Here is a 25,446-nt window from a genome sequence, read left to right as displayed (position 1 = left end):
TTATTAGCGCTCGTCACAAAACGCCCGGAATCCAACCCCCGACTTCGGCGATGGTTCGCTCCGGAGGCGTCAGGGCCGAATGGAGAAAGCACGCGAGCCGGCCATCCCGGTCGGCCTGACGCAACCAGCCCGCGATGACATAAGCATCGTGCTGGTCCGGCGTGCGGCCGTCCGTCGGATACATCTGTTTCCACAAGGCGGGATAGACCTCGGTGATAGCCGACTTACCGGGCGGAACGACCCCGCCGTCGAAAGGCCAAAAATGCGCCCTTTCGTCCAGTTGCCGATACGGATAGCGCAGCCAAGGAATACTGGCGTGGCTGGACTTTGCGACCGCACCCTGCACATCGAAATGGAACACCGACTTCGCCTTCGCGCGCTCTTCGCACTGGCGCCTCCAGTATTTGCGCGGGCCGGGCGGAGGCAAATCTTCACCGGGAAGCGTGGTCCGATCCGCCAGATAGACGCGCAGCCCCGTCAGGCTGGCGGTCGGCGTTTGCGCGCCGAAATAGTCGATGCCGATGTAGCGTTCGAAGGCGGTCCATCGGTAAGTTGTTTTTTAAGTTAAATCACCCCCGGCAAAGCCGGGGGCTTATTGGGTGAGCGCCTCGAAGGCGCCGTAAAATCATGAGCCGCCCAAGGCGGCTGTTTACAGGCCCAGCTTCATCTGGTCAATACGCTCATCCTCCTGTTCCTGATGGCGGATATACGCCCGAACCATAGCCTCATCCAAACCCACCGTGGACACAAAATATCCCCTCGCCCAGAAATTCTCCCCGGTGAAGTTCCTCTGCCGCCCCCCAAACTGCCGGGCGATTTGGATCGCACGCTTACCCTTGATGTAGCCCACCACGTTCGAAATCGCATACTTCGGCGGAATGCTGATACACATATGAACGTGGTCGCCCATCAGGTGACCTTCTACTATTTTCGATTCCTTGTGCCCGGCAAGCTCATGAAATATCTCTCCAAGATGCCGCTTGAGCGCACCAAAAATCTCTTTCTTCCGCCGCTTCGGGATGAACACCACATGATACTTACAATCCCACCGGGTGTGGGAAAGACTCTTCTGGTACTCTTTCATTGTGAACCTCCTTCTCTTGGTCGAGATTTCAGGTTCACGATGACCGTTGTACAGGTCAAACCTCGGTGAGTCCCCCGGCAAAGCCGGGGGCTTACCTCAATGAGTTAAATACGTTTAACATTCTGATTTTTCATCACACTGGAGACGTTGTCCGGGTGTCCTCACCGCTGGTTTCTGCGTTCGACCCAATGCCCCCGAACACTCCTGTTGGGGTGGCATCCACCGTGACCCCATTTCAATACTTCACGGGGCCGTTGTACCTAGGAACTGGTCGATTGCTACCGCCTGTCCCGGAAACGCATGCGCCACTTTCTTGTCTGCCGTTACCAATGGGATTCGCAGATAGCGGGCGAGCCACACAAACTCGCAATCGTATGCGCTGCAGCAGTTCAGTTTTGTCGTGGGATGGCTGTTGAACATGCCGTTCGAGAGCGAAAAGAATTTCTTTCGTAAGACTTCGATGATGCTGTCGAGCGATATCCACTAACCGCTGATATAACGTGTCGGGGATGTTCTTGAGAGTGATGCCAGGCATGGCTGTCTCGTGGTGGTATTATGCCATCATAATACCACCACTCCTGCCTTATTAATCCGGCGCTTAAATACCCTATTGATTCCGTTCGGGCTGAGCTTGTCGAAGCCCCAAGCCGGGATGACTAACAACTGGCTGAAAAGCCAGGGGCTGATTTCGATCCACGACCTGTGGATGAAGGCTCATGGCTATGCCTGACCTCATCGTGAGCTCCCTTCTCGTGAACCGTCCGGTGCGGACCCGCATGTCGGGTGGTGTGGGGACTGGGGGCGAGAAACCCCCGGTTACTCGATTGGGGCGGGGTTGACGCCCTCTTGAGCAACCTCGGGTTTTCCCCACGTGTGCCTCAATGGCTGTATATCCGTCCGAGCTGTCCACTTGTCGGGAGCCGTTCGAGGCAAATGTTTCCGTTGACTGACGATATGAGATCGCCGTTGTTTCAGGGTTCAGTGTGATGACAAAGTCAGGTGGATATTTTGTCGTCTTGTCGTATAGCTGCTCAGGCCAATCCAGTCGATGAACAACGGCTTGCCAGCGACCAGCGGGTACGCGTATTCCCGCCACAGTTCCGCTCACCTCGCCGCCGATGTATTCGATACCGCTAACGTTCGCGACGCCATTTGAAGCGAAGAGATATGGTTCTGATTTCTTTTTGAGCCAGCCTTTCTCTTGCTCCGTCAGGTGAGCGGCAGACTGCTCGGAGCCAACTCGCCTAAATTACCGGCGAGCCATTCGAATGAACATAGATTGGAACGAACTCACCGCGCTTGATGTGTACTTCAAGTGCCTCGTCTTCAACGAAATGTGCTTCCCAGTTGCGCTCTCCGACCTCTCGGTACGCTTCAGGGCTCCACAGGCCGTGCATGCTCCGGGGCGACCGGAGGCCGAAGGCCGCAGGGAACCGAGAAGCACAGCTTCTCGGTTCCCTGGAGCGCCGGGTTACGCAGTGATTTCACCAGATCTTCCACCACGGCTTTGTTGACGAGGCGGAAGGCGTTGCGGAGAGATATGCCTTGATACGCTCCTGTGCTTTTGCATAACCAGACTCCGTCGGCTCGCCAAGAAAGAACGCGAGCGGAGCCAGCTTCAAGTTTGCAGGCTGTGAGCCCCCGTTAAGTGCATTGTTGACTGCGTTGGCTTCCGGGGAACGAAACGCAACGTTAGAAATAACGGGCTTTGACATCAGCGAGGGCGACAAGTCATAGGCCATAGAGTAAAGAATATGGTTTGAAAGGGAGCCTTGCTCTTGAATGGTGCCGTCGGGTGAAAACTTCCAGTATGTGTCGGAGAACGAAATACCCATGCCATTTAGGAATTGTCGAGCAAAGGCAACGGGGACAAACCTGACGGCTTCAACCGCTAAGCCCGGCTCACACCCATGCGCGACCAACGCTTGAACAAGTTGCTCATCGGATAACCCCGGCGTTTCAACGCAGATTTTTGTGAGTAGCTCTACGGTACGTGCATGTTCCATGGGTAAGCTGCCTAACGCCGTGGGCTCCGGCGGGTTGTTGAAGGCCTGCGGGTGACACCGGCTTTCAGGACCGCAGCACCCACGCCGAACCTATCGGCGCCGAACGAAGTAGTCACGGGCAAACGCTAGTGCCTCTAAGGGATGCGTTCTGCCTCTGACCACAAAACTCCTCGATCGACATCGGGCCAACAGGATTGACGCTGTTGATCTCTTTCACCGCATGAGCGTTGGCGATAACGGCCTGAAGTTCCGGATCTTGGGCGTTGATCTGCACCGGAGTCACGCGCGGCATTACAGGCAGTGACGCTGCTTTGCCGGTAATGGTGCTGAACAGTATGTCTTCTACGCTGCGCGCGCCCTTCCCCACTGCCAGCACCCCGCCGCCAAAGGAAGCTATCGTGAAGTTCGTTGCAGATTGGGGAAGCGCCACCTTCAGAGGCAACTTGGCCCCGCCGGTCTGAGCGTACCCCGTGAAGACGCCCCCAAAGCCCCTGCCTACGAGATAGGACTTAAAGTACTTCCTTATAAAGCTAACCACATAGGCAGTACGCTCATTCCGCTTCGGGTCTATCACCATTGGTATAGACTCTGTGCAAGGGCTTGTTGACGAATCTGTGCTGCACGTTGATGACGCGCTCCCCAGGCGCCGGCAAGCATTGATACCTGCAACAGGCCGATCCACCACGTGAACGGAAAGCTATAGGCATCTTTTGAGAACTTCACAAAGACAGACTCGTTTAAGGCGCCGCTCAGCAGGCGGTCCAACTCGCTGTCGGTAGGTGGATTTTTGATAAGTTGCTCAAGATAGTCCCGCGGAGCTTCAGACATGCCTGTCCCCTTGAAGTGGAAAGAACAATCAGGAAGGTTATTGCGTTGGGATAATAACACGCCTCAACTAATTGCCTTCCTCGCGCCAGCACCACTGTTCCTCATCGCTGGCGCTATACTCAGCTACCATTTTCCAGTGGTGAGCTTTGCCATCACACTTCTTTACATTTTTATTGTATTGCCATCATTTGTTATGACGGCTTCATCGCCCTCTGCTTGGCACGTTCCTAAGGCGCTGCTGCATTCCTTTGTGCTGTGCTGGGCAGTCGCAGGCCTATTTCCCATAGATGACTACTTGCGCCCCCTGTTGGCGTAGGCGACGGACGAAGCGGCTACCGGGCGAACCGCTTGTCTACCCTGCGGCCGCAACAGCACACACTTCAGGGAACCGCACTATCCGCCCGCGTCACCGAACCAAAGATTTCGGAAGCCAGCAACGGTTTATCCGGCGGACACCGCGCTTGACCGCGCGCCGAGAAAACCCGGCGCTCCGATAGACCTCTCGTCGCCTCCAACGATTTGCTCAGCCGCGCCCGCTACCGAGCACTCGAAGGAACCGCGAGGGTTCCCGGCGTCGGCTACAGCTAATGGACTTTTATCGTAAACTTGGTTCATTCAATTTCTCCTTTTAGTCCTACCATTCGGCTCAGGCGCGCGCCATTGGCGCGTCGTCCTGCAGCGCGTTATTGGACGAAGCCTTTAGGAGTGGACAAAGCTTTTCCAGATCATGGCCGTTCCGACCTTTAGGTAGGTTGTCGAAACCAGCGTGCTGAGCGAGACAGCCCTTAAGGAACATCTCTATGGCGTGCAAAAGGTTCGCGGAGACAGGGATTAAGCGGGCAGCAACAGCAAATCGGCCGGACGCCAAATACTGAAGGCCAAGACGAAATGCATGATCTAGATAAGCCTCTGGTGGAATTCCGCTGTCTGTGTTCATCTCGCTATCCAACATTTGAGGTAACCCGCAAGCGCAGCTTGCAGGCGATCCGGTTGACCGAAAAGTAAGTATCCCCCGTCAGAGCCGGGGGATCTCCCGATTTTGTTAGATTCGGTGCGGGGCTTAGACCCGCCGTTTGTTGACAACTCCCCCCGTAATCCTGAGGAATAATGGCCTCTGAAGGCCCTTCAAAGACACCCGAAAAAGCATAGCAAACGCAACTTGTTTACTCGGTAACCGGGGCAGGCACCGGCATTTGTCTTTCCCTTCCGGGATACTATCCGAGCTCTATTCGAAACGCTTCATCGCCGGTTTTGTCCATCCGAATCCCGATCCCGAGGAATCGCCGGATGACTTCGGCGTTGGTGAGCGTATGCCGGCTTAATGCCGACGCCGTGAACGAGCCGCCGCCGGCCAAGGCCAGCGGCAAGAGCAACTGGTCGGCCAAGTAGTACCCCACTGCGGCTCCCGAAGCCAGATAGCGGCGCACTTGGTCGGCGGTTCTCTCGGCCACGGTTTCCGCGGTGATGCCTTTTTCTCCGAAGCCGCTGAAGACCTCCGTAACTTGGTCGTGTTCGAACGTTACCAGCAAGGCATTGCCCGGTCCCTGATCGTTCGCCAGACCGCGCAGCAGGACTTGCTCATCGCTCCACCCCAGTCGCCTGCGGATCACATCCAGTTCGCGCCGGGCGATATGGACCGGCAGAGCGGCGATGAAGCTTTCCGCGTAGGCGCGCAAACGGGCGCCGCGTTGTTCGAGAACCAGAGGCATGAGCTTCGCTACCGGTTCGATGCGGGCCGTGCAGCTCCCGCCGCCGGCGGGGTAAAACCCGAAGCGCTTCAGCTCCAGCGAAACCTCCGCCCCCATCCGGCGCAGCAGCGGCACAAAGGCGCGTTCCAGGAAATGGAACGGCGGCGACATCGGATTGTGGGTGCCGCCGTGGAACTCGATGCGGCTGGATGCGTCTGCAAGCAACAGGGCCGGCAACACGGTCTGGAATACCAGGGTGCAACTGCCCGCGGTGCCGATGGCGAAGCGATAATCGCCGCCGCGGATTTTGTCCGGGGCGAAACTCAAGGCCTGGGAGCCCACCCGGCCGCCGTCGACTTCCGCCCCGCAAATCTCCGCCGCAGCCTGCACCGCGGTGAGATGCTGACGCATCAACCCCGGCGTTTTGCGCTTGGCGCGGATATTCACGATGCGGAAGGGCGTGCCGGTGCACATGGACAAGGACAACGCCGTTCGCAGAATCTGTCCGCCGCCCTCGCCCTCCGAGCCGTCCAATTCCAACCACTGGGTCATGATTTCTCCCGATATAACTTCTGTCCCGCTTGAGATTCGGTTAGGTCCTATCCTTTCACGCACACCACCTGCTTCAGGGTGTGCACGATCTCCACCAAATCCGCCTGGGCTCGCATCACCGCGTCGATATCCTTGTACGCCATGGGAATCTCGTCGATCACCTCGGCATCTTTGCGGCACTCGACGCCCTCGGTGGCCCTGGCCTGATCGGCCACGGTGAAACGCCGCTTCGCCTCGGAACGCGACATCATCCGTCCGGCACCGTGGCTGCACGAGCAGAAGGATTGCTCCTCGCCCTTGCCGCGCACGATGTAGGAGCGCGCGCCCATGGAACCCGGGATGATGCCGAGTTCGCCGTCCCGCGCCGAAACCGCGCCCTTGCGGGTCACTAGGATGTTCTTTCCGAAGTGGTGCTCGCGCTGTACGTAATTATGGTGGCAATTCACCGCCTCGACTTCCGCTTCGAACGGCTTTGCCATTACCCCGCGCACGGCTTCGACCACGTGCTTCATCATCAGCGCGCGGTTCAGCCGGGCGTAGCTCTGCGCCCATTCGACCGCCTCCACGTAGTCGCGGAAATGCTCCGTGCCTTGCGGAAAATAGGCCAGGTCCGCATCGGGCAGGTTGATGAAATAGCGCCGCATGTCTTCTTTCGCCAGCTCGATGAAATAGCTGCCGATAGCGTTGCCGACCCCGCGCGACCCCGAGTGCAGCATGAGCCAGACCTTATCGGCCTCGTCCAGGCAGACTTCGATGAAGTGGTTGCCGGTTCCGAGCGTCCCCAGGTGGTTACGGTTGTTGGTCCTGGCCAGCTTCGGGTGCTTTTCGACGATGCGCCGGAAGTCCGGTTCCAGCTCCGCCCACACCGCGTCGACGTCCGCCGGCGGGTTGCTCCAGGCGCCGCGGTCGCGGTTACCGGGCGTCCTGCCGTGCGGCACGGCCTTCTCGATGGCGGCGCGCCAGCCCGCCAGGTTGTCCGGCAGGTCGGCGGCGCTCAGCGAAGTACGCGCCGCGATCATCCCGCAGCCGATATCCACCCCGACCGCCGCCGGAATGACGGCACCCAGAGTCGGGATCACGCTGCCGATGGTCGAGCCCTTTCCCAAATGGACGTCCGGCATCACCGCCAGATGGCTGAAGATGAACGGCAACCGGGCGAGGTTGCACACCTGTGTCTTGGCGTCGTCCTCGACCGGCACGCCTCGGGTCCACAGCTTGATGTGCCGGCCATCAGCCGGCTGAATGACTTCGTAGTTTTCCTGGTTCATGAGTCTTCCCCCAACATCAAGGTGCGATGACAAGGATCGATGAAACTCGCTATTTCGCTACCGGCCATGGGCCGACCGGGACTTGAACCCGGAACCTGTGGGCTCTTCACCCACCGCTTTACCCTGTAGTTCCATCTGCATTCATCGCAAAAAAGATCGGCGACAAGGATCGGTGAAACGTTCGGTGCTCTATCCGCTGAGCTACGGTCCCTGGTGAGACCGGCGGGGATCGAACCCGCGACAACCGGCATCGTAGGCATGTAGTTCCACCTGCATTCGCCATAAATCGTCAAGAAAGTAGCGCGACAAGAGGGCGGCAGGACATCTGCTCTACCCGCTGAGCTACCGCGCCGAAGCGCGGGCCGGGATCGAACCGGCGACCCGATGGAGTCCTGCCTGGCATTCGCGCCAAACTATTGCCAAAAGAGCGTGCGACAAGGATTGGCTGGACCTGATACCGGTTACCCCGGCATCACGGGAGTCGAACCCGAGCGGTTTCCCGCTTACCAATGTAGTCCAAGCCGGCATTCGCACTGGAATCAAACAATGTGAAGGCCCGCGACAAGAATTGATGTGATCCGTATATCGGTGACAGCGATGTAATCACACCGGCATTCGCGGGCGCTTCACCCACCTCTTACAAAACGATTTCCTCGATGACGCCTACCCAGTGCTCCGGATTCAGCTGCCCCGCCGCGAACGTGCCCAATACTCTGAACACCTCGTCGGAAAATCCACCGATATTCAGAATATCGTCGCGTTCCGCCGCCTGCGTGGTGCCGTACGGCTGGATATCCACGCAGACCAGCTTGGCCGCCGGGTTGCGCTGCCGGAAGGTTTCCCATTCCCGCTGCGTGGCCGTCGCTCCGCGCCGGGTGGCGTCGACCCAGGACTCGTTATCCGAGACCATCAGCACGAGATCGGCCTTGGCCTTTCGGCGGTTCAACCGAGCCAGGGGAGCACTGCAATTGGTGCCGCCCCCGCCGATACTCGCCAGCTTCTCCGCGTTGGTCAGTACCGTGTCGCGCGGATTCAGATCTACGGTCACCACATCGTTCTCGAACGGGAGCACGATTGTCTCCCGGTTCTTCCGCAGCAAGGCCGCCCCGATCAGGGCCGCCACATCGATGCAGCGCACCGCGGTGCTCGCCGAACCGCGAAAACCGGTCACCGGCGAGCTCATCGAACCCGACACATCAGGGCAGACCACGACCCGGCCGGGCATCTCCGGCACGTTCGCCAGGGAAATCTCCAGCGCATCCTGCAAAGCCTCCCGGACCACCGGCGGTACGCCCTTCCCCGCCGCCCGGTAGGCGGCAAGCAACTGGTACGGAAATACACCCGCTCTGGCGATGGCCTTCGCGTCACGCAGTTTTTCCGCGACCGTGTCGGCCATTCCGTTGATCTCGAACACGCCGTGCCGGACGAAGGTGTTGAGGTTCATGCGAACCATCTGCCACCCACCCTGCCGGGCAATCCGTGCCCACTGCTCGGCATCGAGATCGAGCGCCGTCAGCATCTGGAACGGCACTTCCGGTGGTTCTCCCGAGGGATCGCGCTTCCACGCCTCGAACGCCCGCGTCGTCGGCGGCAGGGCCAATTCATCGTAAGGTTTGCCGATCAGCCAGGCGAAGAACGCTTCCCGCCACGGCTCGGCCGGCTTCGGGTGAACCATCTTCACCACGTCTGCCAGCGACGGCGCGTTGCCCACCGCGGCGTTCAGCAAGTCCCGCTCGGAAGCCTGGTTCAGCCATCGCTGAATCAGCTTTTTCGGCCGAGTACCCAGGGACTTCCGGCCGACCGCGCCGCTCCGCAGGATCTGCACGAAGTTGCGCAGCATCCGGCCGTTGCCGATCACGCGGCCGAACACCTCGGGCAGGAATTCCCGGCCCCGGATCGTCAGCACCGCCGCCAGCAGAGCGGGAGTGTCTTTCATATAACCTCTCTCGCGGCAGTAAACGGCAGTCTTGGCGATGAATCGGGCATCCACCTCCCGGCACAGCGCGAGGATCGTGTCCAGTTGCGCTTCGGCCCCGGCGTAGAAGGTCCCGCTCAGGCAGCCGGTGGCCGCGTATTGGGCCAATCGGTGTTTAGGGCTGAAACCATAGCTCGGAGCACCTTCGTGGTTTAGGGCGCCGGCCGGCGGCAGTAGTCGGCCGCGCAGGCTCCGGAACAACTGTAAGTTCGCCATGACGTTCTCCTTGTTATCGTTTTGGATTACGCCAGTCTTAGAGCAATCGGTGTGCCAGGCCTTGATAACGGCCGATGAAATTTTTTAAGCCATTGAGTTTATGAGACTTAATTGAATCAACGTCAGACAGCAAGAAAAAACCGGAGAACGACAGCCCCGGCATTTTCTATACTTCCGGATAAAGCTTTAGCGTGACATCTCATGAAAAAAATCGTCGTCATCGGTTTCGTCGGCACCCAGCTCGATTCCGGAAAGACCAGCGGGCGCTGGGAGAAATGGCGTCCCACGGTAGCCCTGACTCAGCGCGAGGACCTGGTAGTGCATCGCTTCGAACTGCTCTACACGCACCGGCATCTCGCCCTGGTCGAGCAGCTGGTCGCCGACATCGCCTCGGTCTCGCCCGAGACAAAAGTTCATCCAGTCGCGTTGGACATCGCCGATCCCTGGGATTTCGGCGAGGTCTACTCGGCGCTGTTCGACTTCGCCACGGCTTATCCCTTCAATACCGACGAGGAGGCGTACTGGATTCATATCACCACGGGTACCCACGTCGCGCAGATCTGCCTGTTTCTGATGGCCGAGGCGCGCTACCTCCCCGGCCTCTTGCTGCAAAGCTCCCCGCCCAAGCGGCATGGCATCAACCAGGTCGGCGATTACGCGCTCATCGACCTGGATCTGTCCAAGTACGACCCCATAGCCCGGCGCTTCGCCCGCGAACAGTCCGACGCCATCGCTCTGCTCAAATCCGGCATTGCCACCCGCAACGAGCATTTCAACCGGGTGATCACCGAAATCGAGCAGGTGGCGGTACGCTCCAGGGCGCCCATCCTGCTCATGGGACCGACCGGGGCCGGCAAATCCTTCCTGGCGCGGCGGGTGTACGAACTGAAAAAGGCACGCCGCCAGATCGACGGCCGCTTCGTCGAAGTCAACTGCGCCACCCTGCGTGGAGACGGCGCCGCTTCGGCCTTGTTCGGCCACGTCAAAGGCGCGTTCACCGGCGCGGTAACGGCGCGCGGCGGCCTCCTGCGCAGCGCGGACAGAGGATTATTGTTTCTCGACGAGATCGGCGAACTCGGAGCGGACGAGCAGGCCATGCTGCTCAAGGCGATCGAGGAAAAGACCTTCTTCCCGGTGGGCGGTGATCTGGAGGTGGGCAGCGATTTTCAGCTCATCGCCGGCACCCACCGGGATTTGCGCCGGGACGTCATCGCCGGACGGTTCCGCGAGGACTTGTTCGCCCGCATCAATCTCTGGACCTACAGCCTGCCCGGCCTTGCCCAGCGGCCCGGAGACATCGAGCCGAACCTGGACTATCTTCTAGCCCGTCACTCCGCCGAGCTCGGGCGAATGGTGCGCTTCAGCAAAGAGGCCCGGCAGAAATATCTGAGCTTCGCGACCTCGCCGGCCGCCCGCTGGACCGGCAATTTCCGCGATCTCGGCGCTTCCGTGATGCGCCTTGCGACCCTGGCGGACGGCGGCCGCATATCCGACGCCCTGGTGGACACCGAGATCGCCCGGCTGCGCCGCCAGTGGGAGCCCGGCGGCGACGCCCGGACCGAATGCATCGATCGTCTGATTCCGGCGGAGGATTTGGCCAAAATCGATCTTTTCGACCGGCTGCAACTGGAATCGGTGATTCGAATCTGCCGCGAGTCGGCCAGCCTCTCCGATGCCGGCCGCCGCCTGTTCGCGGTGTCCCGCTCGACTCGCGCCAGCAGCAACGACGCGGACCGGCTGCGGAAGTATCTTGCACGGTTCGGCTTGAACTGGAAGAGCGTACAGGCGGCGGATCTCGCCACCCGCTGAGCGGCTGTGCGGGAAGCGTCGAGGTGTGCCCGGAACCCGGCCACCGCCGAGAAAGGCTTCGCAACCGATGGCGCCGGATCGACCGGTACCCCGCCGAGCGCTCCGTACATGGAGTAAAATTCCGCGTTCATAATAGGACAGACCTCGCAAAGGGTACGCAGTGCATATTTTCAGCTTGCGGAGGCAACGCCCGAAGCGTTTCTCCATTGCCCCCGCCATCTCTCGCTCAACGCCGGCTGCGGCGGTCGTCGGCACTCCTCACCCGCCTTCGGGCGGTACCGGTTTACAAAATTGCCATGAATAATTTCTTAGCGTAATCGATAACAGGATGTGAATTAATGAGAATAACTCAGTATTTCAGTGGGATATTACTTATCCTCCTGGGGGCGTTGGGTTTGTTTCTATCCATTGCCGACGCGGGAGACAATCGTCTTATAGGGTATACTCTTGCGGCGGGGTGCTTGGTCGCCGGCGTGATAATTTTGACGGCGGCCATGACCGAATATCGCGGCGGATTTTGCTTCCATCTCGGAACTCTCTCGCTTTCCCTGTCGGTATTTTTTATAGGGCCGGTCTATACCGACTATCACGATGATCGCATGACTCAGTTTGCGATCGGCTTGACCGCAGGCCTCGTTTTCGTCGTCACAGCCTTGATACTGCTGTGGTTCGGCCATAAGCGGCATAAGAAATTACGGAAAGTATCCGATAGCCAACCCGGCGGCAACGATTTTGCGTCGCGGCTTGTCGACGACGGCGCGACGGCGGGGCCGACGCACTCCCCAGTCAACGCCCTGCCCGATCACCCTTCGGAGCCGCTCTATCCTCCCATGAAACTCTGGCGGGTCTACTTTCTCTTGGTGTTGAGCGCGACACTTTATGCCGTCATGTTGACCTATCGTACGATCAGGGATTTAAACCAGATTGGGGAAAAAAGAACCCAACCCGGGTTCTATGCCGTGGGCGTTCTTATTCCGTTGGTCAATTACGCCATTTTCTTCCAGATGGCGAATTCGATTGCCCGTTCGGCCAGAAAAAACGGATTCGACCTTCCTCTTCATCCTGCTGCATTGACCGGTTTATTGATATTCACCGCATTCGCTCCGACAGTTATGCCGAGCTTTTTATACCCATTGACCGTTTCGATCGCAGCCATCCCCTGGTTGGTACTGCATCAACAAATGAATCGCCTCCGATTGGCGCATGGCCCGAATTGGAGGCAACCCGACAATCGGTATACCTGGAAACAGCGAAGCCTGCTGATCGCAGGCTTGCCCTTGATGGCTTTGATATTGGTGGGAAGCAAGCCGGAGTTCCTGCATTTCACCGGTAAACGGCTCGCTCCCGGCGAATCCGTATCCGGCCATACTCCGACCTATCGACTGCAGATACCGGACGAAGGTTGGCGGGTCGTGCCGTCCGGCACGCTTTTTCCGGGCACCGATCTGGAATTGATGGGTAAAACCCTGAATGACTGGGTCGTCGTTCATGCCCATGTCACTCAACATCGGTCGCTGGACAGTTTCGTGGATGCGCGCCGCGCCATAATCGCCGCCCAGTGGCGAAATGTCGAGGTAGTCGAGACCCGCACCCTGGACTCCGGGGCGAAAATGACGCCGCTCTCGCTGGCTCGGTTCTCCGGGAACGAAGGTGTCATGAACACCGCAAAGGCCATCTTCGTTGCCACGGCAGTCACACCGGAATACACCGTCGAAGCCATAGGGCAAGGAACGAAAAACCAGGAAAATGCCGTGCAGGCGCTGGTGGAAAGCCTTCGCCTGAGTGCTGCGGAGAACAAGCCATGAGCATCATTTGTCGGCTGATAGGCCTGTTCGCGTTGCTCGGTATATCGGCCGGAACGGCGGCCGCAAAAGCCAACCGAGTCCTCAAATTGCCGGGCAACACGACGGAACTCGTGCGCTGGTCTCCGGTGCCGCCCCATTATCGCTATCAGGATCTTTTGCCGCACGCGGAAAGAATGTCCCTGTTCCAGAATCTCGGCTATGGGAGCGTAACCTTGGCCGAAAAGCACGAATTTGTGCTCAGGGACGACAAGCTCGACGAGGAGACCACCCATAGTATCCAGCTGTACGTTACGTCCAGCGGGATATCGAATGGGGGAAACAGCGGATTCTGGGTCGACGGAACCACTCAGCGGGCGGAAATTCTGGAGGCTTACGTCCTCCAGCCCGACGGTACGACGATAGAGGTCGATCCCGCCACCCTGCAAATCACCAGCGATAATTCTCCTGATATCTTCAACGATTCGTATTACGTCACCGTACCGTTTCCCCAAATAAGGCCGGGCAGCATTTCCGTCCTGGTTTATAAAACGGTCTCCGATTTGAAAAAATCGCCCCTGCCGTGGTCGCGGATTTTATTTCCGGCCCGCTTCACCCCCATCGAGAGTTTTCAAGTCCGGGTCGACTGGATCGACAACCGGCGGCGACCGGCGTGGAAAACCGACTACCCCGAACTGGCATGCCGGGAAACGCCCCTAAGTCTCTCTTGCGCCACGAAGAAAGCCATTCCTCCCGTCCTGACCGAGCGGGATATGCCCTCGCCTTACGACGTCCTGCCGGTACTGGTTCTGGCCGAACCGACGAGCTGGGCGGCCATCTCCGCCACCATGCAGACACTGGCCGATTCAGCGCTATCGAAGGGCAAGGAAATCAAGGAATTGGCAGAGCGTCTGATCCGTGACGCCGCACGGCCGGAAGAGCGGCTGAACCGCCTGTTCGCTTTCGTCTCCCGCGACATTCGTTATGTCGGTATCGAACACGGACACAGCGGCGTGGTCCCCAAACCGACGACAACGACCCTGGCGCACCGCTTCGGAGACTGCAAGGACAAAACCATGCTGTTCGTCGATTTGGCCCGAAAGGTGGGATTGGATGCCTATCCCGTGCTGACATCGACTAACAGGCGCTCACTCTCCAAACTGCTGCTGCCGGCATCATCGTACTTCAATCACATGATCGCCTGCGTAAAGCTGACGCCGAACTATGAATCCTGCGTCGATCTGACGGACCCCTACCTTTCTGCCGAATTTCTGCCGCGCGCCATCCACGGAGCGGTGAAACTGACAGTCGGCCGGGGAACCGAGGCACCGGGCAGCCTCGCTTCCGAAACGTTTACCTGGAAGATGGAAATGAAAGCGGACAACCGCCTGACCGATGACGGAACCATCGTCGAGACGCTCGAGAGAAGCTACGACTCTCACTGGGCAGATGGGATTCGCTCGGGTTTGGAGTCCCGATCCCAGGTGGATCGGGAACAATGGCTCCTGGAGGATTATCGCAACATCATGGGAGACAAGGTGAGTCCGAGCCTGCGATTAGCGGGCCTGGACCACCCGTCGTTCCCCCTGGTCATCAGTTCCACCACGGAATTCCGCAACGCTTTCGATCCGGCTCAAATGACCCATATCGTCGAAGTCGATCCATGGCTGCGCGATCTTGCGAGAAGCGTCAAAACAACCAACAGCCGCTACCCGTATTCGTTCCAGGGAATCGATTTTCAAAGCCAAATCACGTATCGGCTGAATTCGGGAGCCCGCATCGACAATTTGGGACCCAGAGTGGATTACCAGTCGCTTTGGGGGAGTTTTCATCGCTATTACCGGAAAGAGCGCGACCGCGTCACCGTTTACACCGAGCTGAAGATGCCCCGTGCGGAAATTCCGGTGAACGATATAGCCGAATTCAACCGGTTCCTGGAGCTCACCGGGGAGGAAACCCGAATCTGGTTCGGCGTTCAACGGGAGCTCGCCGCAAGGCAGTGAAGACAAATCGTTCGTCCGGTTCCGGGCGCCCCCCTTATGCAGAGGAGAATGCTTGCTCTCGACGCACTTAAGAAATGCCGCTCCGATAATTTCTTGACACGTTGCGGGCGTCTCCTAAAATACCACCCACAGCGTTTCTTCCAACCGGGGTTTATTCCCCCCTCATCCGATACAGGAGCTCGAACGATGTCCGTACCCAAGTCCTTTCTGTCGATCACGATCACCACCGGCTAAGGTCACGGTCTCGTGGCCGGTGCCGGTATTCCGGGCACTGGCCTGAGGTTCCCAAAACCCCTGGCGAGTTGCACTCGCCAGGGGTTTTTTATTGGCCGCCGCATGCCCGACTTTCATTCAGAGATTTCGATTTATGCCTATTCAACAGAGATATAACAAAGGGCGAGTACCGGTCATGGTGTGGACCGACGATATCGAGCCGGCCGCCTTGCAACAACTTCTCAATGTGGCCCAACTGCCCATCGTCCACGGGCATGTGGCGGCCATGCCGGATGTGCATGCCGGCATCGGCGCGACGGTGGGCAGCGTCATTCCCACCCGGGCCGCCATTATCCCCGCGGCAGTGGGGGTGGACATCGGCTGCGGCATGAACGCAGTGCGCTTGAGCCTTTCCGCCGAGCATCTGCCTGACGGCCTCGCCCGTCTGCGCAGCGCCATCGAAGCCGCGGTACCGGTGGGGTTCGAACAGCACCCCTACGACAAGATCCAGGGTTCGGCCCATGCCCGCCTGGCTCGCCCGCTGACGGACCGGCTCGACCGCATCGTCGGCAAGCATCCGGGGCTGATGAAGATGCAGCGCCAGTTCGTCCGCACCTGGGTTTCCCAACTGGGTACCCTCGGCGGCGGCAACCACTTCATCGAACTGTGCCTGGACGAGGCCTCGCGAGTATGGGTGATGCTGCATTCGGGATCGCGCGGCATCGGCAACTGCATGGGCCGGTATTTCATCGCGGCGGCGCGCAAGCTGGCGGAAAAGGAACATACTCGGCTGCCCGACAAGGATTTGGCCTGGTTCGCCGACGGCTCGCCCCTGTTCGACGACTACTGGGAAGCCGTGGAATGGGCTCAGGATTATGCCCTGCTGAACCGCCGCATGATGCTGGATCTGATCCTGGAAGCGATCCGGCCTCATCTGCCGCCGTTTCGCACCGAGGGCGAGGCCATCAATTGCCATCACAACTACGTGGCGCGTGAAACCCACCTCGGCGAAGCACTGTTCATCACCCGCAAGGGCGCCATCTCGGCACGGGACGGCGAACTGGGCATCATCCCCGGCAGTATGGGCGCCAAGAGCTATGTCGTACGCGGCAAGGGCAATTCGGCGTCGTTCTGCTCCTGCTCCCACGGCGCGGGACGGCGCATGAGCCGCAGCGAGGCCAAGCGCCGCTTCAATCGCCACGACCTGGCGCAGCAGACGGAAGGCGTCGAGTGCCGCAAGGACAAAGCCGTGGTGGACGAAATTCCGGGAGCCTACAAGGACATCGACCGGGTGATGGAACGCCAGACCGACCTGGTGGACGTGGTGCATACCTTGAAGCAGGTCGTGTGCGTGAAAGGCTGAAAGGCTCGTTTTCCGTTTCAGCAGCGAACGCCGTGTCGGCTGTCCTGCCTCCGAAACGTCGGCGGTGGACATCGACGCGGCACGTTCCTCCAACCATTCGATGATACGAAAGCCGAGGCGAAACGACTTTCCGCCCGGCTTTGCCAACACAACCAACCAGGAGACTAACCATGAGTGTGCCGATTCATTCGCTGTCGCAACCCGCCGCAAGGCGAATTTCGACCCGGGGCTACATCCGCCGAAGACGAACCCGAACACACAGGACTTCATCATGGAAATGCTACTCGCTCAGGAACTGATCGCCTGCCTGAGCAACGAATCGTCTTATTTCTATTACTACCCGGACCGCTACGGCGTATTCCTGCTCGGCCACGCGGCAGCGCGCGGCCCTCGCATCGCCGAACTGCGCGGCGGTCCTTTCGCGGGGCTGCTACACAAGCCGAATATCAAGGCCCTGCTGGCGCATCACGGCGACGGCAAGCTCTCTGCCGAGACCGTCCGCTACCTGGACTGGTCTCCGACAGTCGAGCATTTTCGGCTGTCCATCGGAACCTGGAGCGGCGAGCGTGATCGATTCCGATGGGCTCAAACATCCCGCCGGGGCATCAATCTGGTGCTGCGACTCGACTTCTCCGCCGACCATGTACGACACTATCGCCGCCTCGTCCGGCCCCGGGGACAAACCGGTGCAGGCCCCTTCGAATATGTCGGCCATCCGATTTCGAGCGTGCGCGAAACCTTGGCCTGGGTACGGCTGGACCTGGATTGGACCCGGGGCGAGGCTCTGATCGAGGAGGTGCAGAGTGACTGGATAGGCAACGCCCGCTGGGCCGCCGCCCGCGCCCGGCAGTGGCTGACCAGGCCGGTGGAAAAACGTCCTCGACTGTTCCGCCTCATCGGCGGACGCTGGCAGGACGTGGTCCGTTACTACGAGGAACGGCTGGCCTTTCACCGCCGCTACTGGGACGACGCCGCGCTGACCGCGGCCCTATGGCTGATCGTCGAGGTATTCGGCTTGCATCGCATCTGGTATCACAGCCACGACAGCGGGCGCTTGTTCAAGCGCTGCGGGGAACCGCCCCGCTCGCTCTACACCGCTTTGCCGCGGCGATTCTGCTTCACCGCCGTGAACGATCTGCCGGAAATCATCGGCGGCGAAAAACGGCAGAAGGATGCGGTGAAACGCGCCGAGCGGGAAGATGTCCGTATGTTTCGCCTGGACCTCTAGGATTCACGGCCTCGCCAGAAATCGAGTGTCAAGCAGAGCACACGGACGAAACCGGAGTCTAAGTGTGTGGGAAGCGTCTGGTCCGGAATGACAACCGATCGCGGCGTAGATACCGTCTTGGAAATCAAGACGCAAACCGCCGGCCGAGCGGCGTAATGTCGCGAAAGGATTCGCGATCTACAGCGGCACGGTCGGCAATCCTTTGCCGACGGCTTCACCGGCACCGCCGCTTCCCGCACACCCTCTTCGAGAAAGGCCTGTGCCTAAAGGAGGTCTCGTGTCCGAACCGAAAACCATTGCCTCTGAAATCGAGGCCGTAGCGCCCGGAGTGTGGCGCTGGTCCGTAGAGGACGATCGTATCGGCTACGAAAGCGACGCGCATGCCATCGCGTGCGGCAACGGTATCGTTCTGATCGATCCGTTAAGGCTCGAAACAGCAGCCCTCGAACGGCTGGGTCCGGCGGCAGCGATTTGCCTGACCGCCGCCTGCCACCAGCGGGCTGCCTGGCATTACCGGCGCCAGTTCGGAGTAAAGGTGTACGCCCCCGTCGACACGCGGCCGATGGCGGAAGAACCGGATATTCGCTACCGGGCGGGCGATGTTCTGCCGGGAGGGCTTCAGGCGATTCATACGCCGGGGCCGGAAGCCGCGCATTACGCCTTCCTGTTGCCGCAGCCGCGCGGGATTCTGTTTTGTCCGGATCTTTTAGCCCACGCGGAAGGCGAACCTCTGGCGTTCGTACCGGCCGCCTATCACGAAAACCCGGCCCTGACCCGGCAAAGCGTGCGGAACTTACTCGCGCTGGATTTCGCGGTGATCTGCTTCGACCACGGCGTGCCGCTCCGCGACGCCCCGAAGGCGGCGCTGCGGGCCTTGCTCGCTCGGGATGCCAGGGAAGCCGACGGCTGAGCAGCCTCCAAAGCGACGGATATGCTCACACCACAAGCCGACGAACCGTGCTTACGAATCGGCGCATTCATCGCCCGAAGAAACAAGAGCGATCCGGAACGCCTTCGTGGAAAGCCGGACAATGCCGTAAAGTAATGCCAAATGCCATTTTCCCGGAAACAGTAGTTACCGGTTTCGAATTGCACAAGCTGTCCCGACGGAGCTTTCATGATCATCTATCTACACGGATTTCGCTCTTCACCGGCGTCCGCAAAGGCGCGTCTCCTTGCACGGCACATGGCCGAGCGCGGCATGGCGGATCGGTTCTGGTGCGAACAATTGCCGGTCGGTCCGCGACAAGCCATCGAAGCGATCGAAGCGGTGCTGTCGCAATCCCGGACGGTCCCGACCCTGGTGGGCAGCTCGCTGGGTGGCTACTACGCGACCTATCTCGCGGAGAAACACGACCTCCGGGCCGCGTTGATCAACCCTGCGGCGGTCGCCTATGAGACGCTGGCGCCGTTCGTGGGACCCCAGACCAATCTCTACACGGGCGAGACTTTTGAATTCACGTCCCGACACCTTGCCGAACTGGAACAATTGGATGTTCCGCGGATCGCACGGCCCGAACACTTCTGGCTGCTGGTGGAAACCGGGGATGAAGTATTGGACTATCGCCAGGCGGTCCGGAAATACGCCGGCGCTCGTCAGACGGTCATCGACGGCGGGGATCACAGCTTTCGGCATTTCTCCGATTTTTTGGATGCGATCGTCGATTTTGCCGAGCAACGGGCGCCCTGATGAAGTCACGCGGACGAACAGCGACGACTTGCATTACGGCCTCGGCCCGCGAAATTCCTGTCGCGATCAAACATCCTCCGCATCCGAAAAACTCGCAACCCGATTCCGCCCGTTTCGCTTCGCCTGATAAAGGGCTCGGTCCGCCGCGGCTTTGACCGACTTCGCAAGACCGGCCAGGCAATCCCCGTCCGGTGTATCGCCCTGCATGAACTCGGCCTGCTTCGCGAAAGTGCCGGGGAATTCGGCAATCCCGATGCTGACCGTGACCGCGATCGGCAGGTCCAGCGCGTTCTCCCAGGGCCACGCCGCAATTCGGGTACGTATTCGCTCGGCGATGTCGACCGCCGCTCCGACATCCGCTCCCGGCAAAAGAATTGCAAATTCCTCGCCACCGTAGCGCGAGGCATCATAGGCGCGAATCTGCAGTGCAAGCTGTTCGAGCACGCGATCACCCGCCAAATGGCCATGGGTGTCGTTGATCTTCTTGAAATGATCGAGATCGAGCAGCAGCAGGCAAAAACGGGCCGAAATATCGCGCCGGCAGCGGGCGATTTCCCGCCGGAGCAGGCGTTCGAATTCGGCGGCATTGACCAGATTGGTGCGCCCATCCAGCTGAGCCCGCCCGACCTCCCGGCGCAGAACTTCGGGCTTCAGCACCCGGACGGCGTCGCCGAAGCCCAGGAGCCATTGCCGAAAGCGCAGGCTATCCCGGACGCCCGAGGCCCGCAGTCGGAAATAGCCCGGGTAGGCATACTCTCCCGGAGGATCGAGCGTCACCTCGTCGGCAACTAAGAGGTGAGACCGGACATAGTCATAGGCACTTTCCGCGAATTCCAGCTGGAGATCGTCGAAAATCCCGGCGCTCGTCGGAAAATTGAGCTGCGTATCAACAAAGGTTTGAAGCTCGAAATCAGGCGGCGGCGATACCGCCGGCTCGTCGGTCAGCTGCACGTTCCGGATTTTGCGAACGGCCAGCATGAAGGGGTGGGCCTGTTGATTATAAGAACCGATCGCCAGCAAGGCCCGATCCCGCTGCACCAGGCCGAACGGATTGAACTGGACGCGCTCGTCCTTGCCTTCGTATTCGATCCACACCTTGCGACTTTCATAAAGCGCGGTGGACAACAGGCCGGCATGCGCTTCCAGGCCGCCCGGGGACGTCAGGACTCCGTCCCAATGCGAACTCAGCAGGACTTTCTTGCTCCACTCGACGAGTTCCGGCGACGCGCCCAAAACCGCTTCCGCCTTCCGAAACCGCGGCTCCAACGCGTCGCGGACGTTGCGCGGCAACAAAAGACTCAGATAGCGTGCGGCCAGGTGATACAGAACCGCTTCTTCCGGTGTCATCTCCCGATCCAAGACCTTCTCCTTTCCACTTCTTGCTGTTCAATCCCGGTTCCGCCCGCCCCCAACCCGAGCGGAACCGGCAACAACCCATCGCGGGTCGTCAAAACCCATTGTTCCAAATCGCTTTCGATCAGAAATTCATTTTCGTAGGGCGGGTTAGGCCGCAAGGCCGTAACCCGCCGAGCAACCTCGGACCTGTCCTGAGCCAAGCCGAAGGGTCGGCGGGTTACGCGGAGCCTGTCCTGATGGCATTACAACTCCGAAAAGTATAGGCGGCCTACACGGCCTGGACGGTCGTCAACCGTCCGGCATCTAAGCGGAAGCTCATCGAGGACGGGATCAATCGCTCGCGCGATGTTCGAACAGTCGAGCGTAAGTGTCCAGAAATGCCTGCTTGGCCAGCTTCGGACTCATGGGACGCAAGGGTTGGCTCAAAGGCTCGACGTCTTGCAGTTCGCTCCACGGCTCGACCGAATACGGCATCAAATCGCGTTTCTCGGTCGCCAGGGCGATGCGGTCGGCGCGCTTGATGTCGGGGTGGATCCAATCGCCGAGACCAAAGGCGCGGGCTATCGCCGCCATGACCTGATGCTCGATGGCCACGAACTCCGGCAGCAGCGCCTTCAAAGGCTTGACCAGGTCGCCGAGATAGGCCTCCGCCGCATCGTGCAGCAGGGCTTCGCGCTTCAGGCTTTCCGGCACGAGTTCGCAGACGATCAGGGAATGCTGGGCAACCGAATAAAAAGCCGTGGTTTGCCCGTTGAAGCGGCAGGTATAGGCCAGACCATGGGCAATATCTTCGATGTCGATGTCTTCGACCCTGGGCTCGGCGGGATAGAAGCGGTTGCCGCGGTATGTGGAAATGTAAGGGGTCATCTTCGGTAGGGCCAGTGACGGTTCGGAACACGCCATAGCATAGCGTGTTTGAACCGTCACCGGCCCCGGCGGCATACCACCTCGGCCGGGGCCGGGTGCGGGGAAACCGCCGGCTAGATGAGTCTTGTTACGGGGACCGCCCTGGGCAGCAGTGGTCCGCAACGGCGGTTATCCTACCGCGTCTTTCCCGCGGTCGGTCCGGCATACGCGCCTGCCCGACAGTCCTGCGAGCCCGCTGGCGAACAGCCAGAAGGCGGCGGGCACGGGCACCGCGCTCGGCTGAATGTCGACGGACAAGGCGGCATTGGCCGCATACGGGCCGTGAAGGCCGAAAAACAGGCCTTGATCGGGTTCGGACGGATCGCCCGATAGGCTCAAGCCGAACGCGCCGGCGTGTATCGCGTAAAACTCGAGGGTCGCGAGCGTCACACTCTGGTTGTCCGGGATGTTGGGAATGCCGGGGAAAGCGGAACCGGCCAGATCCAGGCCGAGTAAGGCGGCATCATCGCCGAACGACGACGCGTAAGTCACACCGGTCAGTTTCGCGGCCGAGCTCTCGAACGCGGTTTCGAATCCGAAGGCGAGCAATTCGTCGCCGGCGTTCAAGCCGGCGAAGGCCTCGGTCAGGATCAGATCGATGCTGAAGGTATCGCCCGCCCGTATCGGCGCAGCGTCGACCGGATCGAGCGACAGCACGGCGGAATGACACGGAGCGGTGGTCAATAGCCAGAGAACGGCGACCGCCGAGTGGGCTTTCAAAGTCGGCATAATTTATCTCCGATAACGAGCTGGGCCGCCTCGTCCCCGCGAAGCGGCCGAATGGCGATTTCTACAGGCCCACCTTGGCGCGAAACGCACTGTAGTGGGCGTACCAGCGCTGGTAGTCGGCGTAGCTTACGCAGCCGACGCCGTCGTAATTGGCTTCGGCAAGATAGCCGGCACTGCCCGGACACTTGCCCAGGGCCGAGCGGAAACGGGTGAAATCGGCCGTGTCGACGTCGCCGTCTTTGTCCAAGTCGCCCGGCACCAGCACTTCCACGATGACGGGATCGTGGTCCGAGGACCGGTACGGATCGGCACTGTAGAAACTCGTGATCTGCCCCGCGCTCTTGAAGTTGGTGTTGTAGTCCAGCGCAACCGGCTCATCCGCGTTGATATGCCACTCTGCGACACCCTTGACCTGATGGGTAAGCGCCGGACCGGACAAGGCGTGATCCAGGTAGCCCGCTTCGCCGTCGAACACGTAGGAGTAGGCGTCTTCGCCTCCGAAGAGCCGGACCAAATCGACAAACCCGTTTTGCTCCAGGGTCTGAATCGGATCCTCCTTGGCATAGGCGTTCAGATCGCCGATGACCAGGATTTCGGAAGCGCCGCTCGCGGTGGGATCGGCCGCTAGCCACGCTGCCAGGGCCTGCGCGGCCTTGGTGCGGGTCAGGTTGCAGTTGCCCTGCTCGTCGCCCTGATCCGGATCGCCCACGTCATTGCAGTCCGAACCTTTCGACTTCAGATGATTCACCGCGACCGTCAGTATTTTGTTGGAGTGCTTGTCCAGAAAGGCCTGGGCCAGGGCCGGCCGGTTCTTGGTGTCGCTGAAGTCCGGGTCGACCGAAGAATCCAAAATCGCGAACGAACCGACCGGAGTCACCTTGGCCGGCTTGTAGATCAGCGCCACGCGGATCTCGTCGGTGCCGACGATCCCGGTGTTAACGTAAGCGTATTGACTGGAGCCGGCATGAAGATTGAGGCTGTCCACCAGATCCCGGATCGCCGGATAAGCGTCGTCGTCGTTTTCGATTTCCATGAGGCCGATCACGTCGGCGTTCAGGCCGTGTATGGCGGGAACGATCTTGTCCTTCTGGCGGGAGAACTCGGCCGGGTCTTCGGCGCCGCGGGCGGTCGGGAATCCGCCGCCGAACCCGTCGCCGTTAAAGTAGTTCAACACGTTGAAGCTGGCGACCCGCAGCGAGCCGATGCCCGGCAAGGCCGGCGGCGCTGCCGGGCGCGGATTGTCGGCCACGAACGAAGGTTCCGCCGTAGGCAGCAGGCGGTAAGCACCGAAGCCGTAACTCAGCACGCCGGTCACGCCGGTCAGGGTGTCCCCGCTGCGCAGGGTAGTGGCGGCGCTCAGGCCCGGCGCCGGATAGATCACGGGGTCGGGATTCTGGACATCGGAGCCGTCGTCCACGAGCAAGCGATTCAGATCGTTGGCCGCCGCCACGGCATTCGCCGCCGCACCGGGCAACGCAACATGAGTCGGATTTCGCAAGCGACCGTTCGCGGACAGCACGATTTGTCCGAATCGGCCCAACTGGAAGTTCTCGGTAACGGTCAGAGTCTGCGGGAGATAAACCAGCATGCCCTCGTAGCGCTCCCGGTCGGTGGCCGATCCGGCGAACGGCAGGACCACCGCGGTCGCCGGCGGCAGCGCGTTTCCGCTGCTTTCAAGCTCCACCGAGGAGGCATTCAGCGTCGTCAGGCCATTGGCTTCGGTGACCACGCCGCTCACCCGCACCCGATCGCCCGGAGCGACGGCGACGGTGGATTTGACGAACAGCCCCTCGGACGAGGCGGGGTCGGCATCGTAATCCGCCGGTTCCTCCTGAACGAAAAATCCGCCCAAGCCGTCCGCTCCCTGGAAACTTCCTATCACGATGGCTTCCACCGTCACCGCCGCACCGGCGACGGGACTCGACAGGCCGTTGCCCTGCACCGCGCTGATGAGGCTGACCGAAGATGGCGGAGGCGGTGCGGTGCCGAAAGTCTGGCCGTCGTTGAGCGCGCCGAATGTGTTTCCGGTCGTCGCGACCCAGGTAAAATCCTCGTAGCCCACGCCGGCACCGGTGAGTTGCAGGGATCCGCCGGCGGGCGTGGCGCTGCTTTCGCTCACGCCGATATCGGTACTGGCAAGGCCGGCGGCCGGCCCATTGCCGGCGGTAAACACGCCTTCGTAGCTGAGAAATTGAACGACTTCACCGAGCGCATTCACCAGGGCGATACCGTCGGGAGCGCCGTTCTGCAAGCCGTTCTCGGCATATTCGACGGTAATCGCGCCGTACCCGGTTCCGCCCAGATCGGGAATCGTCCCGCTGAGTGTTTCCGATGTCATCGCGCCGGGAGTGGTATATAAACCACCGCCGTTGCCGTTGTAGCGGACGATTTTCCAGCCGTTCAGGTCAGTGCCCGCCGGCCCCGCGATCTCGATGGCCTCGCCGGTATCCGTGCCTTCGTTATCATAATGGATTTCGTTGATGAAAACCGGCGTTGCGGCGTACCCGGCGGATCCGAGTAGCGCGAGCACCGCTCCGGTGAGTACCTTACGCGTCATGTTCTTGTCCTTCTGGCGTCGTGAATTCGGAGAGGTCGAGCGTCGGGACTCTCAACCCGGAAACGGCTTGTCTTCAGGAAGTTCCGATGCAGTCGCCCATTCCGAGCAACTGCTTGAGCTAAACGGCCGTCACCCGGCCTTCTCACTGCGGGAGAGGGCCTTTTCAGAACTTCCTTGAGGTTCCGTGGCAGCGA

22 protein-coding genes are annotated in these 25,446 nt (G+C 60.2%); 8 read left to right on the top strand and 14 right to left on the bottom strand.

Annotated features, from left to right (window positions below; genetic code table 11):
- Positions 1-13 precede the first annotated feature (13 nt).
- The 6 genes from sS8_RS00475 to sS8_RS00450 all read right to left on the bottom strand — a co-directional run bounded on the left by sS8_RS00475 (position 14) and on the right by sS8_RS00450 (position 3,918).
- Positions 14-361 carry a hypothetical protein gene (locus tag sS8_RS00475; protein WP_232020467.1) on the bottom strand — a complete coding sequence of 116 codons (348 nt, stop codon included), beginning with the start codon at positions 359-361 and terminating at the stop codon, positions 14-16.
- Between the two features lie 288 nt (positions 362-649).
- Complete coding sequence (gene tnpA / locus sS8_RS00470; protein ID WP_119627924.1) at positions 650-1,084, bottom strand: IS200/IS605 family transposase; 435 nt, start codon at positions 1,082-1,084, stop codon at positions 650-652.
- Between the two features lie 235 nt (positions 1,085-1,319).
- Positions 1,320-1,619, bottom strand: coding sequence for a FitA-like ribbon-helix-helix domain-containing protein (locus tag sS8_RS29755; RefSeq protein WP_408631160.1), 300 nt, complete (start codon positions 1,617-1,619; stop codon positions 1,320-1,322).
- Between the two features lie 949 nt (positions 1,620-2,568).
- On the bottom strand, positions 2,569-3,090 hold the full coding sequence (locus sS8_RS00460; RefSeq protein ID WP_119627923.1) for a hypothetical protein: 522 nt from the start codon (positions 3,088-3,090) through the stop codon (positions 2,569-2,571).
- 112 nt (positions 3,091-3,202) lie between these two features.
- A complete protein-coding gene (locus sS8_RS00455; RefSeq protein WP_119627922.1) occupies positions 3,203-3,667 on the bottom strand; it encodes a hypothetical protein in 465 nt (154 codons plus the stop codon).
- Positions 3,661-3,918: a hypothetical protein gene (locus sS8_RS00450; RefSeq protein ID WP_119627921.1), complete on the bottom strand. Its 258-nt coding sequence runs from the start codon at positions 3,916-3,918 to the stop codon at positions 3,661-3,663. The genes sS8_RS00455 and sS8_RS00450 overlap by 7 nt, the downstream gene beginning before the upstream one ends.
- Between sS8_RS00450 and sS8_RS00445 the strand changes: the two genes are divergently transcribed.
- Entirely contained in the window at positions 3,917-4,234 is a 318-nt protein-coding gene (locus sS8_RS00445) for a hypothetical protein (protein WP_119627920.1), read from the top strand. The two genes, sS8_RS00450 and sS8_RS00445, sit on opposite strands and share 2 nt — an antisense overlap.
- Before the next feature lie 330 nt (positions 4,235-4,564).
- On the opposite strand, the gene sS8_RS00440 is transcribed toward sS8_RS00445, so the two are convergent.
- The 4 genes from sS8_RS00440 to sS8_RS00425 all read right to left on the bottom strand — a co-directional run bounded on the left by sS8_RS00440 (position 4,565) and on the right by sS8_RS00425 (position 9,617).
- Positions 4,565-4,855, bottom strand: a complete 291-nt coding sequence (locus tag sS8_RS00440; protein WP_145986353.1) for a hypothetical protein — start codon at positions 4,853-4,855, stop codon at positions 4,565-4,567.
- A gap of 277 nt (positions 4,856-5,132) precedes the next feature.
- Entirely contained in the window at positions 5,133-6,158 is a 1,026-nt protein-coding gene (gene rtcA, locus sS8_RS00435) for an RNA 3'-terminal phosphate cyclase (protein WP_119627918.1), read from the bottom strand.
- 47 nt (positions 6,159-6,205) lie between these two features.
- A complete protein-coding gene (locus sS8_RS00430) occupies positions 6,206-7,426 on the bottom strand; it encodes an RtcB family protein (protein ID WP_119627917.1) in 1,221 nt (406 codons plus the stop codon).
- Positions 7,427-8,063: 637 nt separating this feature from the next.
- Positions 8,064-9,617 (bottom strand): vWA domain-containing protein, encoded by a 1,554-nt coding sequence (locus sS8_RS00425; RefSeq protein WP_119627916.1) that lies wholly within the window; start codon positions 9,615-9,617, stop codon positions 8,064-8,066.
- A gap of 201 nt (positions 9,618-9,818) precedes the next feature.
- Between sS8_RS00425 and rtcR the strand changes: the two genes are divergently transcribed.
- From rtcR to sS8_RS00390, 7 genes are all read left to right on the top strand, one after another.
- Positions 9,819-11,426 carry an RNA repair transcriptional activator RtcR gene (rtcR, locus tag sS8_RS00420; RefSeq protein ID WP_119627915.1) on the top strand — a complete coding sequence of 536 codons (1,608 nt, stop codon included), beginning with the start codon at positions 9,819-9,821 and terminating at the stop codon, positions 11,424-11,426.
- A 494-nt stretch (positions 11,427-11,920) separates the two neighbouring features.
- Positions 11,921-13,231: a hypothetical protein gene (locus tag sS8_RS00415; protein ID WP_145986352.1), complete on the top strand. Its 1,311-nt coding sequence runs from the start codon at positions 11,921-11,923 to the stop codon at positions 13,229-13,231.
- Positions 13,228-15,210: a DUF3857 domain-containing transglutaminase family protein gene (locus sS8_RS00410; RefSeq protein WP_119627913.1), complete on the top strand. Its 1,983-nt coding sequence runs from the start codon at positions 13,228-13,230 to the stop codon at positions 15,208-15,210. The genes sS8_RS00415 and sS8_RS00410 overlap by 4 nt, the downstream gene beginning before the upstream one ends.
- A gap of 367 nt (positions 15,211-15,577) precedes the next feature.
- Positions 15,578-16,786, top strand: coding sequence for an RtcB family protein (locus sS8_RS00405; protein WP_119627912.1), 1,209 nt, complete (start codon positions 15,578-15,580; stop codon positions 16,784-16,786).
- Positions 16,787-17,057: 271 nt separating this feature from the next.
- A complete protein-coding gene (locus sS8_RS00400) occupies positions 17,058-18,014 on the top strand; it encodes a hypothetical protein (RefSeq protein ID WP_145986351.1) in 957 nt (318 codons plus the stop codon).
- Positions 18,015-18,291: 277 nt separating this feature from the next.
- Positions 18,292-18,924 carry an MBL fold metallo-hydrolase gene (locus tag sS8_RS00395; protein ID WP_170160885.1) on the top strand — a complete coding sequence of 211 codons (633 nt, stop codon included), beginning with the start codon at positions 18,292-18,294 and terminating at the stop codon, positions 18,922-18,924.
- 207 nt (positions 18,925-19,131) lie between these two features.
- On the top strand, positions 19,132-19,704 hold the full coding sequence (locus tag sS8_RS00390) for a YqiA/YcfP family alpha/beta fold hydrolase (RefSeq protein WP_119627909.1): 573 nt from the start codon (positions 19,132-19,134) through the stop codon (positions 19,702-19,704).
- A gap of 66 nt (positions 19,705-19,770) precedes the next feature.
- On the opposite strand, the gene sS8_RS00385 is transcribed toward sS8_RS00390, so the two are convergent.
- The 4 genes from sS8_RS00385 to sS8_RS00365 all read right to left on the bottom strand — a co-directional run bounded on the left by sS8_RS00385 (position 19,771) and on the right by sS8_RS00365 (position 25,252).
- Positions 19,771-21,063, bottom strand: coding sequence for a GGDEF domain-containing protein (locus sS8_RS00385; protein ID WP_145986350.1), 1,293 nt, complete (start codon positions 21,061-21,063; stop codon positions 19,771-19,773).
- Between the two features lie 327 nt (positions 21,064-21,390).
- The gene (locus sS8_RS00375; protein WP_119632549.1) at positions 21,391-21,927 is read right to left on the bottom strand and encodes a phosphohydrolase; all 537 of its coding nucleotides are present in this window, start codon (positions 21,925-21,927) and stop codon (positions 21,391-21,393) included.
- A gap of 168 nt (positions 21,928-22,095) precedes the next feature.
- Entirely contained in the window at positions 22,096-22,695 is a 600-nt protein-coding gene (locus tag sS8_RS00370) for a hypothetical protein (RefSeq protein WP_119627906.1), read from the bottom strand.
- 61 nt (positions 22,696-22,756) lie between these two features.
- Positions 22,757-25,252, bottom strand: a complete 2,496-nt coding sequence (locus tag sS8_RS00365) for an ExeM/NucH family extracellular endonuclease (RefSeq protein ID WP_119627905.1) — start codon at positions 25,250-25,252, stop codon at positions 22,757-22,759.
- Positions 25,253-25,446: the final 194 nt, after the last annotated feature.

The organism is Methylocaldum marinum (assembly GCF_003584645.1).
GTDB classification, from domain to species: domain Bacteria; phylum Pseudomonadota; class Gammaproteobacteria; order Methylococcales; family Methylococcaceae; genus Methylocaldum; species Methylocaldum marinum.
The sequence above is the reverse complement of the archived record's forward strand: the minus strand, read 5'-3'. Positions and strand labels throughout refer to the sequence as shown.

What these genes read in the sequence shown, in the direction of transcription:
- rtcR (WP_119627915.1), top strand. Translation starts at nt 9,819, where the DNA reads ATGAAAAAAATCGTCGTCATCGGTTTCGTCGGCACCCAGCTCGATTCC.
- sS8_RS29755 (WP_408631160.1), bottom strand. Translation starts at nt 1,619, where the DNA reads ATGCCTGGCATCACTCTCAAGAACATCCCCGACACGTTATATCAGCGG.
- sS8_RS00440 (WP_145986353.1), bottom strand. Translation starts at nt 4,855, where the DNA reads ATGAACACAGACAGCGGAATTCCACCAGAGGCTTATCTAGATCATGCA.
- sS8_RS00375 (WP_119632549.1), bottom strand. Translation starts at nt 21,927, where the DNA reads ATGACCCCTTACATTTCCACATACCGCGGCAACCGCTTCTATCCCGCC.
- sS8_RS00405 (WP_119627912.1), top strand. Translation starts at nt 15,578, where the DNA reads ATGCCTATTCAACAGAGATATAACAAAGGGCGAGTACCGGTCATGGTG.
- sS8_RS00400 (WP_145986351.1), top strand. Translation starts at nt 17,058, where the DNA reads ATGGAAATGCTACTCGCTCAGGAACTGATCGCCTGCCTGAGCAACGAA.
- sS8_RS00370 (WP_119627906.1), bottom strand. Translation starts at nt 22,695, where the DNA reads ATGCCGACTTTGAAAGCCCACTCGGCGGTCGCCGTTCTCTGGCTATTG.
- sS8_RS00365 (WP_119627905.1), bottom strand. Translation starts at nt 25,252, where the DNA reads ATGACGCGTAAGGTACTCACCGGAGCGGTGCTCGCGCTACTCGGATCC.
- tnpA (WP_119627924.1), bottom strand. Translation starts at nt 1,084, where the DNA reads ATGAAAGAGTACCAGAAGAGTCTTTCCCACACCCGGTGGGATTGTAAG.
- sS8_RS00460 (WP_119627923.1), bottom strand. Translation starts at nt 3,090, where the DNA reads ATGGAACATGCACGTACCGTAGAGCTACTCACAAAAATCTGCGTTGAA.
- sS8_RS00455 (WP_119627922.1), bottom strand. Translation starts at nt 3,667, where the DNA reads ATGGTGATAGACCCGAAGCGGAATGAGCGTACTGCCTATGTGGTTAGC.
- sS8_RS00390 (WP_119627909.1), top strand. Translation starts at nt 19,132, where the DNA reads ATGATCATCTATCTACACGGATTTCGCTCTTCACCGGCGTCCGCAAAG.
- sS8_RS00430 (WP_119627917.1), bottom strand. Translation starts at nt 7,426, where the DNA reads ATGAACCAGGAAAACTACGAAGTCATTCAGCCGGCTGATGGCCGGCAC.
- sS8_RS00415 (WP_145986352.1), top strand. Translation starts at nt 11,921, where the DNA reads ATGACCGAATATCGCGGCGGATTTTGCTTCCATCTCGGAACTCTCTCG.
- sS8_RS00450 (WP_119627921.1), bottom strand. Translation starts at nt 3,918, where the DNA reads ATGTCTGAAGCTCCGCGGGACTATCTTGAGCAACTTATCAAAAATCCA.
- sS8_RS00425 (WP_119627916.1), bottom strand. Translation starts at nt 9,617, where the DNA reads ATGGCGAACTTACAGTTGTTCCGGAGCCTGCGCGGCCGACTACTGCCG.
- sS8_RS00410 (WP_119627913.1), top strand. Translation starts at nt 13,228, where the DNA reads ATGAGCATCATTTGTCGGCTGATAGGCCTGTTCGCGTTGCTCGGTATA.
- sS8_RS00445 (WP_119627920.1), top strand. Translation starts at nt 3,917, where the DNA reads ATGCCTGTCCCCTTGAAGTGGAAAGAACAATCAGGAAGGTTATTGCGT.
- rtcA (WP_119627918.1), bottom strand. Translation starts at nt 6,158, where the DNA reads ATGACCCAGTGGTTGGAATTGGACGGCTCGGAGGGCGAGGGCGGCGGA.